Genomic DNA, 19661 nt, shown 5'->3' on the forward strand with positions numbered 1-19661 from the left:
TGAAACCCATGACGACGCGCCTGGCGGACATCGCCGCCCACGCCGGGGTGAGCGAGGCGACGGTGAGCCGGGTCCTCAACGGCAAGCCGGGCGTGTCCCCGACCACGCGCCAGGCGGTGCTGACCGCCCTGGACGTGCTGGGCTACGAGCGCCCGGCCCGGCTGCGCCAGCAGCGGGCCGGGCTGATCGGGCTCATCATCCCCGAGCTCACCAACCCCATCTTCCCGGCGTTCGCCGAGGTCATCGAGAGCGCGCTGGCCCGGCACGGGTACATGGCGGTGCTGTGCTCGCAGGCGCCGGGCGGCGTCGCCGAGGACGAGTACATCGAGATGCTGCTGGAGCGCGGCGTCGCCGGGATCATCTTCGTGAACGGGCTGCACGCCAACGCGCGCTCCGACCGCGCCCGGTACCGGCGGCTGCTGGAGCAGGCGCTGCCGATCGTCCTGATCAACGGGTACCGCGCCGACATCGACGCGCCGTTCATCTCCAACGACGACGTCGCGTCGCTGGAGGCGGCGGTCGCGCATCTGGCCGCAATGGGCCACCGGCGGATCGGGCTCGCGATCGGCCAGGACGTGTACGTGCCGACGCGGCGCAAGACCGAGGGGTTCCGGCGCGGGATGGCGGCGCACACCGGTCTCCCGCCGGACGAGGTCGACGCGCTCGTCGTCAACACGATGTACACGGTCGAGGGCGGGCAGGCGGCGGCGTCCCGGCTGCTCGACGCGGGCTGCACCGCGATCTGCGGCGGCAACGACATCATGGCGCTCGGCGCGATCCGCGCGGCGCGGGCGCGTGGCCTGCGGGTCCCCGAGGACGTGTCCGTCACCGGCATGGACGACTCGCTGCTCACCGCCTACCTCGACCCGCCGCTGACGACCGTCCGGCAGTCGGTGCGGGAGATGTCCATGGCCGCGGTCAGCACGGTCCTGGACGAGATCCGCGGCGCCCCCGCGCCCCGCACCGAGCTGCTGTTCCGGCCCGAGCTGGTCGTCCGGCGGTCCACCGCGCCGGCGCCCGCCGCGGCGCGGCTGACGCCCGTCAGCGAGGCCTGAGGGAGACCTGAGGAGGGGCCCGGGGGCGCCGCCTTTCAGGTAACGGTTGGGTTTCGGCGCATTGACAGTGACCCGGCTCACGGTCTTCCATTCGTGGGAGCGCTCCCACACACATCCCACCCACGGCACGACACGACCTGAGAGGGGTCCGCGATGAGGGCCATCATGCGGCGCGGACTGAGCACGGCGATGGCGGCGATGCTCGTCGGCGGCCTCGCGGCCGCCTGCGGCGGGGACGACGACGGCGACGACAGCGGCTCCGGGCCGGTCTCGCTCACCGTCGACGTCTTCGGCGAGTTCGGCTACGACCAGCTCTACAAGCAGTACGAGGCGTCCCACCCCAATGTGAAGATCAAGCAGCGGAAGGTCTCCACGCTCGACGAGTACAAGCCGCGCATCCAGCAGTGGATCGCGACGGGCAGCGGCGCCGGCGACGTCGTCGCGCTGGAGGAGGGCATCCTGCCCCTCTACATGCAGCAGAGCTCGAAGTTCCTGAACCTCTTCGACTACGGCGGCAAGGACCTCCAGGGCAACTTCCTGCCGTGGAAGTGGCAGATGGGCGTCACCCCGGACGGCAAGCAGCTCGTCGGCCTCGGCACCGACATCGGGCCCCTCGGCATGTGCTACCGCAAGGACCTGTTCAAGAAGGCGGGGCTGCCGACCGACCGCACCGAGGTCGGCAAGCTCTGGACGACGTGGGACGCGTTCCTGTCGACCGGGCAGAAGTTCCAGCAGAAGGTGCCCGGCACCAAGTGGCTGGACGGCCCGACCGCCGTGCTGCGCGCGACCGTTCTGCAGAACGCCGGGAACGGCCCCGGCTACAGCTACTTCGACAAGAGCAACAACCTCGTCTTCGACAGCAACCCCGCGGTCAAGCAGGCCTACGACACGGCGCTGAAGTTCGAGCAGGCCAAGCTCACCGCCGACATGTCGATCTTCACGCCGCCGTGGCAGACGGCGCTCAAGCGGGACACCTTCGCCACGCTGCCCTGCCCGTCCTGGATGCTCGGCGGCATCGAGGAGTTCTCCGGCGACTACGGCAAGGGGAAGTGGGACGTCGCCGCGACGCCCGGCGGCAGCGGCTACTGGGGCGGCTCGTGGCTCGCCGTCCCGAAGCAGACCAAGCACGCGAAGGAGGCCGCGGAGCTCGCGAAGTTCCTGTCCTCGCCGCAGGGCCAGGTGGGCGCCTACAAGGACAAGAACACCTTCCCGTCCTCGCCGCAGGCCGCGAAGGACCCGGCGGTCGCGGGCGCGAAGAGCGCCTACTTCAGCGACGCCCCGACCGGCCAGATCTTCGGTGACATGGCCGCCCAGGTGAAGCCCGTCTACCTCGGCCCGAAGAACGAGGACGTCCGGCAGGCGGTCGAGAACGTCCTGATCTCGGTCGGCCAGGGCAAGACCAAGCCGGAGGACGCCTGGAGCAAGGCCGTCGACGAGGCGAAGAAGGCCGCCCGGTAACGAAGCCTGCGTTTCCCGGCGACCCCGGGCCGCGCGACCACGGCGGCGGCGCCGCGCTCCTACCTCCCGGCGGGCGCCGCCGCCGTTCCCCCAAGCACCGACCTCCGGCGCGCTCGCCCCACCCCCGAGCGCTCCGCCCTGGAAAGGAGGCGCATGACCACCGATCTGCGCCCCAGCCGGAACGGCCCGCAGGCCGCGCCGGCGCAGCCCCCGCCCCGGCGGCGTCCGGCGTGGCGGGCCCGGCTGGCGAGGCTCGACGTCAAGGGCGCCCCGTACGCCTTCATCTCGCCGTTCTACATCGTCTTCCTGATCTTCGGCGCGTTCCCGCTCGTCTACACGCTCTGGGTCTCCCTGCACGACTGGGAGCTGGCCTCGGGCAAGCGCGAGTGGGTCGGCCTCGACAACTACGACTACCTGCTGTCCGACCCGGACTTCTGGCACGCGACGGTCAACACGCTCGGCATCTTCGTCGTGGCGACCGTCCCGCAGCTGCTCGTCGCGCTGTTCGTCGCGAACGCGCTGAACCGGCGGATGCGGATGCCGACGCTGTTCCGGATCGGGATGGTCGCGCCGCTGGTCACCTCGACCGCCGCGGTCGCGATCGTGTTCACCCAGCTCTTCGACCACGACTTCGGCTTCGTCAACTGGGCGCTCGGGCTGGTCGGCATCGGCAAGATCGACTGGTCGGTGAGCCGCGGCTGGTCGTGGATCGCGATCGCCGCGATGGTGAACTGGCGCTGGATCGGCTACAACGCGCTGATCTACCTGGCCGCCATGCAGGCGATCCCCAAGGACCTGTACGAGGCCGCCGCGATCGACGGGGCGTCCCGGATCCGGCAGTTCTGGCAGATCACCGTGCCGATGCTGCGCCCCACGATCATCTTCACGGTGATCATCTCGACGATCGGCGGGCTCCAGCTGTTCACCGAGCCCGTGCTGTTCAGCGTCGGCACGCCGAACAAGATGGACGGCGGCTCGCTGCACCAGTTCCAGACCATCACGATGTACATGTTCGACAACGCCTTCGGCCACGACCGGTACGGCTACGGCGCCACGATCGCGTGGGCGCTGTTCGTGATGATCATTGTCTTCTCTCTGATCAACTTCGCGTTCGTGCGCCGCGCGGGAGGCACCAAGTGACCACGCTCCTCGCCCGTCCCGGCACCGAGGGGCGGCACGGGCGCCGCCGCGAGGGCCGCTTCCGCGGCCTGTGGGAGGCCAGCCCGCTCACCTACCTGACGCTCGTCGTCGCGGTGGCGCTGTCGGTCTTCCCGATCTACTGGATGATCGTCGTCGCGACCCGCACCAACGACGTCGTCGCGGACGTCCCGCCGCCGGTGCTCCCGGGCGGCCACCTCGGCGACAACGTCGGCCGGCTGTTCGACAACCCCGACGCCTACTTCGCCAAGGGCCTGCTGAACTCCGCGATCGCCTCGTCCGCGGTGACGGTCTCGACGGTGTTCTTCGCCTCGCTCGCCGGGTTCGCGTTCGCCAAGCTCCGCTTCCGCGGCAAGAACGCCCTGCTCCTCACGATCATCGCGACCATGATGATCCCGGTGCAGATGGGCATCATCCCGCTCTACATGATCATGGTGAAGCTGGGCTGGCAGAACCACCTCCAGGCGGTGATCGTCCCGTTCCTCGTGACCGGGTTCGGCGTGTTCATGATGCGGCAGTACGCCGACCAGGCCGTCCCGGACGAGCTGATCGAGGCCGCCCGCGTGGACGGCTGCACGACGTTCGGCATCTACTGGCGCGTCGTGCTGCCCGCGCTGCGCCCCGCCGCGGGCGTCCTCGGCCTGTTCACGTTCATGCAGACCTGGAACGAGTTCATGTGGCCGCTGGCGGTGCTCAACCCGGAGAACCCGACCGTCCAGCTGTCCATCAACAACCTCGCGAACGCCTACTTCAAGGACTACACGCTCATGTTCGCCGGCACCACGCTGGCGATCCTGCCGCTGCTCGTCGTGTTCATCGTGTTCGGCCGCCAGATCATCGGCGGAATCATGGAAGGTGCGGTGAAGGCGTGACCTCAGTACAGGACGACACCAGCGCGGTCGGCCGCCCCGCCGCGCCGTTCCCCGCCGGATTCCGCTGGGGCGCCGCGACCGCGGCCTACCAGATCGAGGGCGCCGCCACCGAGGACGGCCGCGGCCCGTCCATCTGGGACACCTTCTGCCGGACGCCCGGCAAGGTGCTCGGCGGCGACACCGGGGACGTCGCCGTGGACCACTACCACCGGTTCCCCGAGGACGTCGGGCTCATGGCCGGCCTCGGGCTGACGTCGTACCGGTTCTCGATCTCCTGGTCCCGGGTGCAGCCCGCGGGGGCCGGCGCGTACAACGAGGCGGGGCTCGACTTCTACCGCCGCCTCGTGGACGCGCTGCTTGAGGCCGGGATCGAGCCGTGGCCGACGCTCTACCACTGGGACCTGCCGCAGCCCCTGGAGGACGCGGGCGGCTGGCCCGAGCGGGACACCGCGCACCGGTTCGCCGAGTACGCCGACTGCGTCCACCAGGCGCTCGGCGACCGCGTCCGGCACTGGACGACGGTGAACGAGCCGTGGTGCGCGGCGTTCCTCGGCTACGCGTCCGGCGAGCACGCGCCCGGCCGCCGCGAGCCGTCCGCGTCGCTCCTCGCCGCCCACCACCTGATGCTCGGGCACGGGCTGGCCGTCGAGGCGATGCGGTCCCGCACCCCCGGGAACCAGTTCGGCGCGGCCGTCAACCTGTACGCGGTGTCCCCGGCGACCGCCGACCCCGCGGACGCCGACGCCGCCCGGCGCATCGACGGCCTCCAGAACCGGCTGTTCCTCGACCCGCTGCTGCTCGGCCGCTACCCGGACGACGTCCTCGCCGACACCGCGCGGCACGGCTTCGACCCGGACCCCGACGACCTCGCCATGATCCACCAGCCGCTCGACCAGCTCGGCGTGAACTACTACGCCCGGCACACCGTCGCCGGGACGCCCGGCGAGGCGGCGCAGACGGCGTCCTCGCCGTTCTCGTCCCACTCCCCGTGGGTCGGCAGCGAGCACGTCCGCTTCGTGCCCGCGGGCCGTCCCGTCACCGGGATGGGCTGGGAGATCGACGAGAGCGGCCTGTCGGAGATCCTCGTCCGGCTGCACCGGGAGTACCCGGCCGTCCCGCTGTACGTGACCGAGAACGGCGCCGGCTACGACGAGGAACCGGACGGGGATGGCACGGTCCAGGACCCGGACCGCATCGCCTACCTCGACGCGCACCTCCGGGCGTGCCACGAGGCCATCGCCGCCGGCGTACCGCTTCGGGGCTACTTCACGTGGTCGCTGCTGGATAATTTCGAGTGGGCGTGGGGGTACTCCAAGCGCTTCGGGCTGATCCACGTCGACTACGCCACGCAGCGCCGGGTGCCCAAGGACAGCGCGCGCTGGTACGCCGAGGTCATCCGCCAGGGCGGCCTGCCGGGGCAGCACTAGGTTGCTCCTGGAGCGCGGCGGAGGGCATGGGGAGAAGGGGGCCGAATGACGGGCAGGAGCTTGCGCCCGACCCTGGAGGAGGTCGCCGCGCGGGCCGGGGTCGGCCGCGGCACGGTCTCGCGCGTCGTCAACGGGTCGCCGCGGGTGAGCGCGCAGGCCCGCGAGGCGGTGCTGAAGGCGATCGACGAGCTCGGGTACGTGCCGAACCGCGCGGCCCGCACGCTCGTCACCCGCCGCACCGACACCGTGGCCCTCGTGGTCGCCGAGTCGGACCAGCGGCTGTTCGGCGAGCCGTACTTCGCCGGGATCATCCGCGGGATCAGCAACGGCCTCGGCGACACCGGCCTCCAGCTCCTGCTCGCCCTCGCCCGCTCCCCCGACGAGTACGCGCGGCTGGAGCACTACCTCACCACCCAGCACGTGGACGGGGTGCTCCTGACCTCGCTGCACGCCGAGGACCCGCTGCCCGCCAAGCTGGAGGCCAACGGCGTGCCGACCGTCCTCGGCGGCCGGCCGCCGGGCCTGTCCCCCGTCAGCTACGTCGACGTCGACAACCGCCTCGGCGCCCGCGAGGCCGTCGGCCACCTCATCTCCGGCGGCCGGCGGCGCATCGCGACGATCGCCGGCCCGCAGGACATGGGGGTGGGCCTCGACCGGCTCGCCGGCTACCGCGAGGCCCTCGCCGAGGCCGGCCTGCCGGAGCTCGTCGCCTACGGCGACTTCGGCGAGGCCAGCGGCATCGCGGCCGCCGAGGAGCTCCTCACCCGCGAGCCGTCCCTGGACGCGGTGTTCGCCGCCGACGACCCGATGGCCCTCGGCGCGCTGCGCGTCCTGCACCGGCACGGCCGCCGCGTCCCCGACGACGTCGCGGTGATGGGCTTCGACGACTCGGCCGCCGCGCCGCTCGCCGACCCGCCGCTCAGCACCGTCCACCAGGCCCCTGACGAGATGGGCCGCGAGATGGCCCGCCTCTTGGTCTCCCGCATCCGCGGCGAACACCTGGAGGACCCAGTAGTGATCCTCCAGCCCTACCTAGTACTCCGCGAATCCGCGTAACTGTATTTATTGCATCGCCCTCGGTGTCAGGCCCTGGCGGGCCTTCCTTCAACGGGCCTTGCGGCGATTGCTGCATCGCTCCGGCTCGCCTGGCGGCTCACTGCGCGATCAAGTTCTCGCAGGCTCGAACTTGGCTTCGCACGCGATCGCAACGTAGCGGTTCGTGATCGTTCAGGCTCGTGCTACAGGCAGCCCTCGAATTGGGGGACGGCTATGTCGGACAGGTCGAGGCCGGTGCCGTCGAACCACTTGTGCATGAGGCGCCGCATCGTGCCGTCCTGGTACATCTGCGTGACGGCCTTGTTTACGGCCTCGCAGCCGTCCGGGTCGTCGGGACGCATGCCGATGCCGGTACGGCGCTCGCCGAAGCGGACGTTCAGGAGGGTGAACGCGGCGGCGGGGTTCTGGCGCTTCAGGCCCGCGAGGATCGTGTCGTTGGTGGTGATCGCGTCGATCTGGCCGTTTTGCAGCTTGGCGACGCACTGGGCGTAGTTCGCGACCGGCACGCGGACGGCGGCGACCTGCCGCTCCCTGGTGACCTGGTCGGCGGCGCCCGAGCCGGCGACGTCGCAGAGTTTGCGGCCCTTGAGGTCGTGGACGCCGCGGATGCCGCTCTCGCCGGAGCGGATCAGGATGTCCTGGTACGACAGGTAGTAGGGACCGGCGAACGCCAGGCGGACCTTCCATTCGGGCTCGACCCAGAACGTCAGGACGAGGTCGACCTTGCCGTCCAGGAGCAGCCGCTCCCGGTCCGCGGCGAGCGCGGGCTCGAAGCGGACGCGCTTGCCGAGGCGTCCGGCGACGTAGCGGGCGACGTCCACGTCCAGGCCCTCGAACTGGCCGTCCGCGCGGCGCAGGCCGAGGCCGGGGAGGTCGGGGCGGACACCGGCGACGAGCGTGTCCTTGTCCATGATGGACGGTTCCTTGTCGCTCCCGCAGCCCGCGAGGGCGGTGCAGGCGGTGAGGACCAGGGCGACGAGCAGGCGCGTCCGCAAGAAGCCTCCCATCCGGACCGGTGGAGCTGTGACTAGATTGCCACGAACCGGTCCGGACGGGCAGCGGTTACCGGGGTGTGCGGACGTTGCCCGCGGCGGCGAGCGTCACCGGACCCACCGTCGCCGTCTCTTCGGCGATGACGGCGAGGGCCAGGGCGTTGCCGCTGCGGGGGCGGAGGATGCCGTTCGGCAGGGCGAAGTCGTGCTGCACGCCGCCGCTGACGTACTCGCCCATGTTCCAGCCGTTGACGAAGATCAGGACGCGGTAGCGGCCCGAGCCGCCGCCGAAGCGGAGGACGACCGGGATGTCCTGGTCGTCCGGGATGTTGAGCCGTACGTTCGTGCGGTACCAGCGGACGCCCGGGTTGGTGGGCTCGGTCGGTGAGGCGGCAGCCCAGCCGGTGGGCGTCGTGGAGGCCAGGTGCCAGCCGTGCCGCTCGCCGTAGAGGCCGCCGGTGCTCAGCGGGCCGCGGACGGGGTCGTCGGCGGCCGTGCCCTGGATGCGCCACGCCGCGTCCACGCTCGCGGTGACCAGCCCGCGCGGCTGCTTCTGCCGGACGTCGTCGGCCGTCCAGTCGTCGTTGTGGCCCATGTTCTCGACCAGGACGGACAGCACCGCCGGTTCGCCCGCGGGCAGCAGCCCGGCGGGCACCGGGAACGTGCCGGGCCCGGGGTCGGTGTTGACCGGCGCGTCGGCGTCCTTCTGCTCGCCGCCCGCCGCCGACCCGAGATAGCGGCCGTTCAGCCAGACCTGGTAGACGCCTCCCTTGCCGGTGATCGCGTTGAGCTTGATGGACGTCTCGGCGCCCGATGGGGTGAACCGGCCCCGGTACCAGACGTGGCCGTGGTGGAAGCTGTAGTCGTCTGCGTAGAGGACGGGCGGGCGCGGCGGTTTGATCGGGCTCGCGGTGGTGGTGTGGTCCGCGGGTGTCCAGGTGGAGTCGTCGAAGCCGGGTTGCGCCTCCGGTGCCTCGGTCGTGCCGCGCCAGCCCGTGAGGGCGGGCAGCCGCACCGGCTTCGGACCGGCCACGCGGCCCTGTGCCGTACCGCTCGGGGTGGTGTGGACGGGGACGTCCTCGCCGTTCACGCGAAGGCGGCGGACCCGCGCGAAGACCTCGACGTCGCCCGCCTCGGCCAGGTCGGCGCGCAGCGTCGCGGTGCCGCCGCGCAGCGCGGCCGAGCGGACGAGGGACGTCCCGCGCACGAGCACGCCGTCCGAGCGCCAGAAGCGGGCGGCCTCGGCGTCCGTGCCGAGCAGGAGAAGGAGCGGGCGCCGCCCGCCGCCCGTGACCTCGACGCGGGCGAGGCCGTGGTGGGCGTAGTCGAGCCGCAGGTCGCCGTTGCCGTAGGAGGCGCGCACGGAGCCGGAGAGCACCTTGACCTTGGGGCGCGACGCGTAGCGCAGGACGGTCGTCCCCGCCACGCCCTCGGTGCCGTATAGGACGGCGATGTCGCGGCCGTCGGCGGTGACGTGGGTGAGCAGTTCGGACGTGGTGGCGGCCAGCCGCTGCCCGCCCATCGTGTATCCGCCGAGGAGGATCTTGGCGTCCCGGCCCTTCAGCCGGACGGGGAGCCGGTACGTGCCATCCGGGGTGTTCCAGGTGAGGGTGGCGGACTCGTCCGCGTTCGTCTTGCGGTCGGCGTGGCGGACGAGGACGAACTGCGTCCCGGTCTCGGGGTTGGCGCGGGCCTCGGTGTGGACGGCCGCGTTGTCGGACGCGGGCGCGGCGGACGGGTCGGTCCGCGCTAGCGGCTCGACCGTGGTGACGAGGTAGCCCTGCCGCTTGAACTCGTCGTACTTGGCGGTCAAGCCCCGGTTCTCGGTGATCGGGGCGCCGTAGTCGTAGGACGTGTAGACGTCGTTGGGCTGGGCGAGCCGCCCCCAGTTCGTGCCGCCGTACGCCATGTAGTAGCCGAACATGGTGGCGCCGGAGGCGATGAGGTTGGACTTGTAGTAGACCTTCATGAACGCGGGGCCGGTCAGCTCGCGGCATTTGTCGTAGCCCGCGCGGTTTCCGTCGATCGCTCCGGCCTGGTACTCGGCGGCGTAGGCGGGGGCGTCGGGGCTGAGGCGCTCGGTGACGCCGTCGCCCCACGTCCCCCAGACGTCGGGCTCGCGGCACTCGAAGGCTTGCGGGTAGTCGTCCACTCCGGGGATTTGCACGGCGCCCTGGCCGGTGGCCCAGGTGGGGGTCCAGGACGCGTCGCAGCACTGGTTGTGCGTGATCGGGACGTCGATACCGTGCGCGCGCGCCTGGCGCTGGATGTCCTCCATGTAGGAGGCGTCGGTGTTGGCCGCGTACTCGTTCTCGGCGTTGTAGGCGATGACCGATCCGCCGCGGGTGAGCTGGTGCCGGGCGATGATGGGATCGATGTGCGCCAGCCACTCCCGGTACGCGCGCGTGTAGTTCGGATCGCTGGAGCGGGCGCGGCCGGGCACGGTCTTCAGCCAGGCGGGAAGACCGCCGCCGGTGGTCTCGGCGTTGATGTACGGCCCGGGCCGCGCGACGACGTAGAGGCCGAGCTCGTCGGTGAGGCGCAGCAGCCGGTCGACGTCCCGGACGCCGGTGAAGTCGTAGCTTCCCGGACGCGGCGAGTGGTAGGCCCAGTCGAAGTAGAGCGAGACGCCGTTGAAGCCCGCCGCGCGGATCTTCTCCAGGACGTCCCGCCACAGCTCGGGGCTCGGCAGGCGGAAGTAGTGGAACTCGCCCGCCCACAGGACGACGCGGCGGCCGTCCACGGAGAGCGAGTAGCGGTCGTACGTGATCTTGTGCACGGCCGCCGGGCGCGGTGCGGCGGCGACCGGGGGCGGCGGTGTCCAGAGGAGGGCGACGGTGGTGAGGAGGGCCGCCGCGGCGGCGAGGAGTCTGCTGGCACCCATGGGGAGCGTCCTCTCTCCGGCCCGCCCCATGGGGCGGGGCGGGCCGGCGGGCTGTTCGGCTATCCGGTGACGGAGAACGTGCTGAGGCGCGCTTCGCCGCCGAACACGAGGTAGACGTCATGGCGGCCGGTGGCCGTGATCCCGGTGGCGACGTCCTGGTAGGCGTACTTGTCGCCGGTGGACGGGACGTTCAGGGTGCCCGCGAGGGGGCCGTCCGGCCGGTCTAGGCGGACCTGGACGGTGGTGGCGGCGGTGCTCGCGAGGCGTGCCGTGAGCGTGCGGGCCTTCCGGAGGTCGGCGCCCGCGAAGGAGATCCAGGAGTTCGCGGTGCCGCCGACGGCGTCGCCGCGCACCTTGGTCTCGTCCACGAGCTGGACGCCGCTCTGGTCGTCGAAGTCCGCGGCGCGGGTGGTGCGGGACAGGTCGCGGGCGGGGATCGTCTCACCGTGCACGGCCAGGACGGCGCGCTGCCGGATGTCGGTGGACGAGGAGCCGATCAGCAGGTCGTGGGTCGCGTTCTCGACCGCCCACCGGCCGCGCGTGACGTCCCAGAGGGCGAGGTCGGACGCCTTGAGCCGGAGCGTCGCGGTCGCGGTGCGGCCGGGTTCGACGTGGACGCGCTGGAAGCCGCGCAGTTGCCGCACCGGCTGCTTCACCCGGGACGTGCGCTGGTGGGTGTAGAGCTGGACGACCTCGTCCGCGGCCCTGGTGCCGGTGTTGGTGACCGGGACGGAGACGGTGACGGTGCCGTCGCGGCCCACGGACGTGGAGCTCAGCTTGGGCTTGCCGTAGCGGAACGTCGTGTACGACAGGCCGTGGCCGAAGGAGTAGAGCGGCGTGCCCTTGTAGTAGAGGTACGTCCGGTCGGACTTGATGATGTCGTAGTCGAGGATGTCGGGCAGGTCGCTCTCGGAGCGGTACCAGGTCTGCGGGAGCCGGCCCGAGGGGCTCTCGTCGCCGAACAGGACGGACGCCAGGGCGTTGCCCGTCTCGGCTCCGGCGTGGCTCGTCCACAGGATGGCGGGGACGTTGGCCTGCTCCCAGTTCAGCGTGGTCGGGTAGCTGTTCTCCACCACGACCACGGTGTTCGGGTTGGCGGCGCGGACGGCCTTGACCAGCGCGGACTGGCCCTCGGCGAGCGCCATCGAGGTGCGGTCGTGGTCCTCGCGGCCGTTGATGAACGGCATGCTGCCGACCACGACGACGGCGGTGTCGGCGCTCTTGGCGGCCCGTACCGCCGCGTCCACGCCGCTGCTGAGCACCTCCTTGGTGAAGGTGGTGGCCTCGGCCTTGGTCGCGAGGACGAGCGTCCCGTCGTCCTGCGCCTTGACGTAGGTCTTGGCGGGGTCGGCCCAGTCGTAGGCCTTCTCATAGCCCGCGTAGCGCAGCAGGTAGCCGCCGTCCTGCTCCTCCAGCTTGAACATCTGCTGGACGAACCAGCCGTTCGGCTGGTCCTGGTCGTTGGCGAAGGTGTCGCCCCAGTTGTAGCGGCCGACCGTCTTGCCGTTGGCGGCGCTGCGCAGGGTGACGACGCCCTGGCCCCAGTCGAAGACGTCGAACTGCGTCGTGGCGTCGGCGGTGGTCGGGCCGGTCTTCAGGACGGCCCCGGCGGCGTCCGTGCCGCCCGCGATGTACTTGCCGGTCTTCGCGTCCTTGAGCGCGATCCGGTCGGCGCCCTCGCTCGTGGCGACCGACCCGGCGCGCTTCCTGATCCCGTCGAGCGGGGTCACCTTGTACGGCAGAGCGCCCGAGTACCAGTCGGTGTAGAGGGTGTCCGACAGCGGCCCGACCACGGCGACCTTCCCGCCCTTGGCGAGCGGGAGCGCGCCCTTCTGGTTCTTCAGCAGGACCGTCTGCTCGGTCGCGGCCTTGCGGGCCAGGGCGCGGTGCTCCGGGGTGTCGACCGCGGCCTTCGTGATCTTCCCGTAGGGGCCGCCGCCCGGGTCGAACTCGCCCAGCCGGACCCGCAGGGACAGGATGTGCCGGACGGTCCGGTCGATGTCGGACGTGGCGAGCAGCCCGCGCGCCAGCGCCTCCTTCACCGCGTTCACCGTCTTGGACGCGTCGGTGTCGTCGGTGGTGAAGCTGTCCACGCCCGCCTTGAGGACGGCCGCGTCCGCCGACGGCAGGTCGGGGTAGTACTGCTGGGAGCCGACGAGGTTGTTGGGGGCGCCGGCGTCGGTGACGTTGAAGAGCGTCTGGTCCGCCCACGAGCGGACGACCCCGCCCGCGTCGGGCGTGACCGTCGCGGGGCGCCCGTTGACCAGGTTGTAGGAGGTCATGATGCCGGTCGCCGCGTCCGCCGCGAGCGGCATCCGGAACGGCACCCGGTCGTACTCCTCGCGCACGCGCGGCCGCACGCTGGACGACGTCTGGTCGCGGCGGACCTCGTTGTTGTTCGCCATGTAGTGCTTCAGGACGGGCGCCGCCTTCAGGTGCTCCGGGTCGCCGCCCGTGATCCCCTTGCCGTAGGCGGTGGCGAGCAGGCCGGTGAGCAGCGGGTCCTCGGAGTAGCCCTCCTCGTTGCGCCCCCAGCGCGGGTCGCGCAGCAGGTTGACGACCGGCGCCCAGAGCTGGAGGCCCCACAGGTCGGAGTTCTCGCTGTTGTAGCCGCGGGCCTCGTCGCCGACGGCCGACCCGACCTTCGCCAGCAGGGGCGGGTCCCAGGTGGCGCCGAGCCCGACGGACTGGGGGAACACCGTCCCCTGCGCGGTGCGGACGGCGCCGCCCGCGTTGATGTCGGTGGACCAGGCGACGCCGTGCAGCGCCTCGGTGCCGGTCTTGAACCGCTTGATGCCGAGCCGCGGGATCGCGGGCTCGTACTGGTGCAGCAGCGAGATCTTCTCGTCGAGCGTGAGCCGTCCGAGCAGGTCGTTCACGCGGGCGTCCACGCCGAGCCGCGGGTTCCGGAACGGGTACGCCTGGCGGGCGGTGGCCGTCGCGGCGGGCGCCGTCCAGGCGACGGGGGCCGCCACGACGGCGGCCAGCACGAGGGCGAGGGGCCGCCGCGAGAGGCGGCCCGGGGGGCGGTGGTTCCGACGGGTGGTGCGCATCGAGTCTCCTCAGTGCGGTCGGTGAGGCCGGATGGCTGTCCCCCGATCTGGACGCGCCTCGGACTGTCGAAGCGCTTCGACGATGGGCCGTCCAGGAGCCCGTGGTCCTCCTCTCGGGTTAGAAGGCGGCCGCCGCGCTGCTCGCGCGGGGGGTCAGGGTGGGCGGAAGCAGGGTGGCGGACGGGACGGCGGTCCCGCCGAGCTTGCCCATGAGCAGGTCGACGGCCCGGCCGCCGACCTCCTCGGCGGGGATGGCGACGCAGGTCAGCGGCGGTTCGGCGTGCTCGGCCATCTCGTCCGGGCAGATCGCGACGACGGACACGTCTTCGGGGACGCGGCGCCCGGCGCTCCGCAGCGCCCGCACGACCGCGTCCACGACGGGCTCGTTGTGGACGAGGACGCCGGTCAGGCCGGGCCGTTCGGCGAGGAGGCGGCCGACCAGTTCCCGCGCCGCCTCCGGGGTCGCCTCGCAGGGGTGCACGCCGCCGGTCATGCCGTGCGCGCGGACCGCCGCGCCGAACCCGTCCGCGACGCGCTGCGCGAAGCCCGTCCGCCGGGCGTAGACCTCGGGCGGCGAGCCGATCAGCGCGACCTCGCGGTGCCCGAGCCCGGCGAGGTGCTCCACGCAGACGGCGCCGGCGGCGTGGAAGTCCAGGTCGATGCAGGTCAGGTCGCCGGCGTCCGCGGGGAAGCCGATGAGCACGCTCGGCCGGTCGAGCGAGCGCAGCAGCGGCAGCCGCGGGTCGTCCATCTGCACGTCCATGACGATCAGCGCGTCCACGAGCGCGCTGTCGGCGACGCGGCGCAGCCCGTCGTCGCCCTCGTCCTGCGTCAGCAGCAGGACGTCGTGGTCGTGCCGGCGGGCGGCGGTGACCACCGACACGGCGAACCGCATGACGACGGGCACGGCGATGCCGCTGCGCAGCGGCAGCATCAGCGCGAGCACGTTGGAGCGGCTGCTCGCGAGCGCGCGGGCGCCGGCGTGCGGCCGGTACCCGAGCTCGCGGATGCTCGCGCGGACGCGCCGCCGGGTCTCCTCGGAGATCGAGCGCTTGCCGCTGAGCACGTAGGAGACCGTGCTCGGCGACACCCCCGCGTGCCGCGCCACGTCAGTGATCTTGACCACGGACCGTCCCGTCGTCGTAGCGGTTCAGATTCCGGCCGATCGTAGCCCCGCGATCGCGCCGCGGTACCAGGACGCACTGTCCTTCCAGGTCCGCTCGCCGGTCGCGTAGTCCACGTGGACGAGGCCGAACCGCTTGGAGTATCCGTAGGCCCACTCGAAGTTGTCCAGCAGGGACCAGGCGAAGTAGCCGCGGACGTCCGCGCCCGCGGTGATCGCGCGCTCGACGGCCGCGACGTGGTCGCGCAGGTAGGCGATCCGGCGCTCGTCGCGGACGCGGCCGTCGGCGTCCACGGAGTCGTCGAACGCGGCGCCGTTCTCCGTGACCATGAGCGGGACGTCCGGGTGCTCGCGGTGCAGCCGGAGCAGCAGCTCCTCCAGCCCGGTGGCGTCGATGGGCCAGCCCATCGCCGTGTACGGGCCGGGCTGCTCGGCGAACTCGACGTCGTCGCAGCCGACGAACGGCGAGGCCGCGCCGCGCCGGTGCCCGTCGGCGTGCGCGCGGGGCGACACCCCGTCCCAGTCGCGGACGAGCGTCGGCGAGTAGTAGTTGACGCCGAGCACGTCGATCGGCGCCGCGATCAGCTCGGCGTCGCCGTCCCGGACGAACGACCAGTCGGTCAGTCCGGCCGTGTCGGCGAGCAGGTCGACGGGGTAGCCGCCGTCCAGCATCGGGCCGAGGAAGATCCGGTTGGACACGGCGTCCACGCGCCGCACCGCCTCCGCGTCGCCGCGCAGGTGGTGCAGGTTGAGCGTGACCGAGTGCCGGGCGGTCGGCGACACCACCCCGCGCAGCGCCCGGACGGCGAGGCCGTGCGCCAGGTTCAGGTGGTGCGCGGACGCGAGCGCCGCCGCCGCGTCGGTGCGCCCCGGCGCGTGGACGCCGGACGCGTGGCCGAGGAACGCCGAGCACCACGGCTCGTTCAGCGTCGTCCAGGTGTGGACGCGGTCACCGAGGACCCGCCCGACCCGCTCGGCGTAGTCGGCGAACCGGCGGGCGGTGTCGCGCTCGGGCCAGCCGCCCGCGTCCTCCAGCGCCTGCGGGAGGTCCCAGTGGTAGAGGGTGACGACCGGCGCGATGCCCTCCTCCAGCAGCGCGTCGACGAGCCGAGAGTAGAAGTCGAACCCCTTGCGGTTGGGCTCGCCGTCCGGCAGCACCCGCGACCAGGAGAGGGAGAAGCGGTAGGCGCCGATCCCCATCCGCGCCATCGTGGCGACGTCCTCCCGCCACCGGTGGTAGTGGTCGGTGGCGACGTCGCCGGTGTCGCCGTCCAGCACCTTCCCGGGCGTGCGGCTGAACGTGTCCCAGATGGACGGCGCCCGCCCGTCCTCGTCCGCCGCGCCCTCGATCTGGTAGGCGGCCGTGGCCGCGCCCCAGAGGAACCCGTCCGGGAACCCCATCAGCTCTCCCCTTCCAAAGTGACGACGACCTCAGCCCCGGTCGCCCTCACCAGGACGCCGTCCGGACGCTCCTCGGCCTCGCCGCCCTCGACCGCCGCCGCGCGCGCGTTGACGAGCAGAACGTTCCAGTCGCCCTCGCCGGTCACGCGGACCGTCGCGCCGTCCCGCACGGTGGTGAAGGTTGCGCCATCCCCGATCCGGGTGACCACGTTCGCGCCGTCGGGAAGCTCGTACACCCGCAGCGTGACGCCGTCGGCGTGCTCGTAGTCGGGACGGTCGTCCACCGCCCCTTCCGGGACGACCGCGCCCGGCCGCACCAGCAGCGGCACGCTGCCGAACCCGTGCCGCTCCCGCACCCACCGGCCTCCCCGCACGCGCTCCCCGGTGAGGTAGTGCGTCCAGGTCCCCTCGGGCACGTAGTAGGACACCTCGCCATCGGACGAGAACACCGGCGCGACGAGGAGGTCGTCCCCGAGCATGTACTGGCGCTCCAGGTGCGTGCAGGCGGGGTCGTCCGGGAACTCCACGACCATCGCGCGCATCATCGGCAGCCCCTCGCCGTGCGCCTGCCGCGCCGCCCCCGCCAGGTACGGCATCAGCCGCATCTTCAGCCGGGTGAAACGCCGCAGCACGTCCACCGACTCCTCGTCGAACAGCCACGGCACCCGGTAGGACGAGCTGCCGTGCAGCCGGCTGTGCGAGGACAGCAGCCCGAACGCGATCCACCGCTTGAACAGCGCCGGGTCGGGCGTCCCCTCGAACCCGCCGATGTCGTGGCTCCAGTAGCCGAACCCCGACATGCCCAGCGACAGGCCGCCGCGCAGGCTCTCCCCCATCGCCTCGAACGTCGACTCGCAGTCGCCGCCCCAGTGCACCGGGAACCGCTGCGCGCCCACCGTCGCCGACCGCGCGAACACCACCGCCTCCCCCTCACCGCGCCGCTTGCGCAGCAGCTCGAAGACGGTCTGGTTGTAGAGGTAGGTGTAGTAGTTGTGCGCGCGCTCCGGGTCGGACCCGTCGTGGTAGACGACGTCCGTGGGGATGCGCTCGCCGAAGTCGGTCTTGAAGCAGTCCACGCCCATGTCGAGCAGCGCGTCCAGCTTCTCGGCGTACCAGTCGCGGGCCTCCGGGTTGGTGAAGTCGACGACGGCGAGGCCGGGCTGCCACTTGTCCCACTGCCACACGTCGCCGTCCGGGCGGCGCAGCAGGTAGCCGCGCGCCCGCCCCTCCTCGAACAGCGGCGACCGCTGCCCGATGTACGGGTTGATCCACAGGCAGATCCGCAGGCCGCGCTCCCGCAGCCGCCGCAGCATTCCCGGCGGGTCGGGGAACACCCGCGGGTCCCACGCGAAGTCGCACCACTGGTACTCGCGCATCCAGAAGCAGTCGAAGTGGAACACGCTGAGCGGCAGGTCCCGCTCGGCCATCCCGTCGATGAACGACGTGACGGTCTCCTCGTCGTAGGACGTGGTGAACGACGTCGACAGCCACAGCCCGTACGACCAGTCGGGGAGCTTCGCGGACCGTCCGGTGAGCGCGGTGTACTTGCGGAGGATCTCCCGCGGCGTCGGCCCGTAGATGACGAAGTAGCGCATCGACTGGCCCTCGACGCTGAACTGCGTCCGCGCGACCGCCTCGGACGCCACCTCGAACGACACCCGCCCGGGATGGTCGACAAACACGCCGTACCCCGCGTTGGTCAGGTAGAACGGCACGTTCTTGTACGCCTGCTCGCTCGCCGTCCCGCCGTCGGCGTTCCACACGTCCACCGACTGGCCGTTCTTCACGAGCGGCCCGAACCGCTCGCCGAGCCCGTACACGAAGTGGTCGACGCCCAGGTCGAGCTGCTCGCGGACGTAGTGCCGGCCGTCGTCGGTGTCGATGACCGCCGCCGCCTTCGGGGCGCTGCCGGTCAACCGCCGCCCGTCCGCGAGGAAGTCCAGCGCCCACGCGCCGCCCCGCGCGACCCGCACCGACAGCGCGCCGGACGTCAGCGTCGCCGCCTCGTCGTCCACACGGACCTCGCCGGACGGATCGGTGGCGAGCTCGAAGTCCGGGCCGCGGCGCCGCTCCCCCGCGAAGTGCGTGAGCGTCACGCCGATGACGTCCGGCATCGGCGACGCGCACGTCACCGTCACCACGGGCCCCTTCAGCAGGTCGCCGCGGTGCCGGATCCGCTGCGTCGGCGCGTGCACCGTGAACGACGCCGCCCCGGCGTCCACGTCGAGGACCTCCACCGGATGGACCGCGTGCACGCCCTCGCGCATCATCCAGTAGCCGTCGCTGAACTTCACTTGATGGCTCCAGCCGTTAGTCCGCGCGACAGGGTGCGCTGGAAGACGAGGAAGAACAGGACGGTCGGCAGGAGGCCGAGCAGCGCGGCGGCGCTGGACATGGTGGCGTCCATCAGCCGCTGCCCTTGCAGCACGCCGAGCGCGACCGAGACCGTCTGGTTCTCGTTGGAGATGAGGAACACCAGCGGGATGAGGAACTCGTTCCACGTCCACACGAAGAAGAACACGAGCAGCACCGACAGCGTCGGCCGGACCACCGGGACGACCACCCGCCACAGGACCTGCCAGCGGTTCGCGCCGTCGATCCGCGCCGCCTCCAGCAGCGGCCGGGGGAACGCCGACATCACCGACGACAGCAGGTACGTGCCGAACGCGCTCTGCACCACCGTGAACACGATGATCACGCTGAGCCGGGTGTCGTAGAGGCCGAGCTGCTTGGACAGGTAGTACAGCGGGTAGACGAGCGCCTCCTGCGGCAGCGTGTTCGCCATCAGCAGCAGGACCAGCACCCACATCCGCCCCCGGATCCGGCCGATGCCGAGCGCGTAGGCGTTCAGCACCGACAGCAGGACGGCGAGCACCGCGACCGAACCGCTGATCAGCACGCTGTTCAGCAGGACGTGCCCGAAGTCGACCCGCTCCCAGAAGTCGCGGACGCCGTCCAGGTTGAACCCCTCGGGCGGCGCGAGCGGGCCGTTCGCCGCGTACTCCTCCGGCGTCTTCAGCGCGTTCGCGACCACCACCAGGAACGGGATCAGCATGATCCCGGCCAGCGCAATCAGCGCCACCAGCACCGCGTACGCCGACGGGCCGCGGCGGCGGGCCGCGCGCGGGGCCCCGCGCCGGTCGCGGGCGGACGCCTTCGGGGCCTTCGCCTTCGTCATCGTC

Annotated in this window: 13 protein-coding genes; 6 read left to right on the plus strand and 7 right to left on the minus strand. The window is 71.9% G+C overall.

What is annotated here, in order from left to right:
- The first annotated feature begins 8 nt into the window (after positions 1-8).
- From E1300_RS15505 to E1300_RS15530, 6 genes are all read left to right on the plus strand, one after another.
- Positions 9-1055 carry a LacI family DNA-binding transcriptional regulator gene (locus E1300_RS15505; protein ID WP_131757697.1) on the plus strand — a complete coding sequence of 349 codons (1047 nt, stop codon included), beginning with the start codon at positions 9-11 and terminating at the stop codon, positions 1053-1055.
- A 165-nt stretch (positions 1056-1220) separates the two neighbouring features.
- Positions 1221-2513, plus strand: coding sequence for an ABC transporter substrate-binding protein (locus E1300_RS15510; RefSeq protein WP_242619164.1), 1293 nt, complete (start codon positions 1221-1223; stop codon positions 2511-2513).
- Between the two features lie 153 nt (positions 2514-2666).
- Positions 2667-3653 carry a carbohydrate ABC transporter permease gene (locus E1300_RS15515; RefSeq protein ID WP_131757698.1) on the plus strand — a complete coding sequence of 329 codons (987 nt, stop codon included), beginning with the start codon at positions 2667-2669 and terminating at the stop codon, positions 3651-3653.
- Positions 3650-4543, plus strand: a complete 894-nt coding sequence (locus E1300_RS15520; RefSeq protein WP_131757699.1) for a carbohydrate ABC transporter permease — start codon at positions 3650-3652, stop codon at positions 4541-4543. Before E1300_RS15515 ends, E1300_RS15520 begins: the two co-directional genes overlap by 4 nt.
- Positions 4540-5970 (plus strand): GH1 family beta-glucosidase, encoded by a 1431-nt coding sequence (locus E1300_RS15525; protein WP_131757700.1) that lies wholly within the window; start codon positions 4540-4542, stop codon positions 5968-5970. Before E1300_RS15520 ends, E1300_RS15525 begins: the two co-directional genes overlap by 4 nt.
- 45 nt (positions 5971-6015) lie before the next feature.
- Positions 6016-7026 (plus strand): LacI family DNA-binding transcriptional regulator, encoded by a 1011-nt coding sequence (locus E1300_RS15530; RefSeq protein ID WP_131757701.1) that lies wholly within the window; start codon positions 6016-6018, stop codon positions 7024-7026.
- 182 nt (positions 7027-7208) lie between these two features.
- Here the strand turns inward: E1300_RS15530 and E1300_RS15535 are convergent, their stop codons facing one another.
- The 7 genes from E1300_RS15535 to E1300_RS15565 form a co-directional block, all read right to left on the minus strand.
- The gene (locus tag E1300_RS15535) at positions 7209-8021 is read right to left on the minus strand and encodes a transporter substrate-binding domain-containing protein (RefSeq protein WP_165502853.1); all 813 of its coding nucleotides are present in this window, start codon (positions 8019-8021) and stop codon (positions 7209-7211) included.
- A 67-nt stretch (positions 8022-8088) separates the two neighbouring features.
- Positions 8089-10902, minus strand: coding sequence for a beta-galactosidase (locus E1300_RS15540; RefSeq protein ID WP_131757703.1), 2814 nt, complete (start codon positions 10900-10902; stop codon positions 8089-8091).
- 59 nt (positions 10903-10961) lie between these two features.
- Positions 10962-13955 carry a glycoside hydrolase family 3 protein gene (locus E1300_RS15545; protein WP_131757704.1) on the minus strand — a complete coding sequence of 998 codons (2994 nt, stop codon included), beginning with the start codon at positions 13953-13955 and terminating at the stop codon, positions 10962-10964.
- A 118-nt stretch (positions 13956-14073) separates the two neighbouring features.
- On the minus strand, positions 14074-15081 hold the full coding sequence (locus E1300_RS15550) for a LacI family DNA-binding transcriptional regulator (RefSeq protein ID WP_131757705.1): 1008 nt from the start codon (positions 15079-15081) through the stop codon (positions 14074-14076).
- A 24-nt stretch (positions 15082-15105) separates the two neighbouring features.
- Positions 15106-16479: a GH1 family beta-glucosidase gene (locus E1300_RS15555; RefSeq protein WP_131757706.1), complete on the minus strand. Its 1374-nt coding sequence runs from the start codon at positions 16477-16479 to the stop codon at positions 15106-15108.
- On the minus strand, positions 16479-18773 hold the full coding sequence (gene yicI / locus E1300_RS15560; protein ID WP_131757707.1) for an alpha-xylosidase: 2295 nt from the start codon (positions 18771-18773) through the stop codon (positions 16479-16481). The genes E1300_RS15555 and yicI overlap by 1 nt, the downstream gene beginning before the upstream one ends.
- On the minus strand, positions 18770-19657 hold the full coding sequence (locus E1300_RS15565) for a carbohydrate ABC transporter permease (protein ID WP_131757708.1): 888 nt from the start codon (positions 19655-19657) through the stop codon (positions 18770-18772). Before E1300_RS15565 ends, yicI begins: the two co-directional genes overlap by 4 nt.
- Positions 19658-19661: the final 4 nt, after the last annotated feature.

Source organism: Actinomadura fibrosa (genome assembly GCF_900659615.1).
Lineage (GTDB): Bacteria > Actinomycetota > Actinomycetes > Streptosporangiales > Streptosporangiaceae > Spirillospora > Spirillospora fibrosa.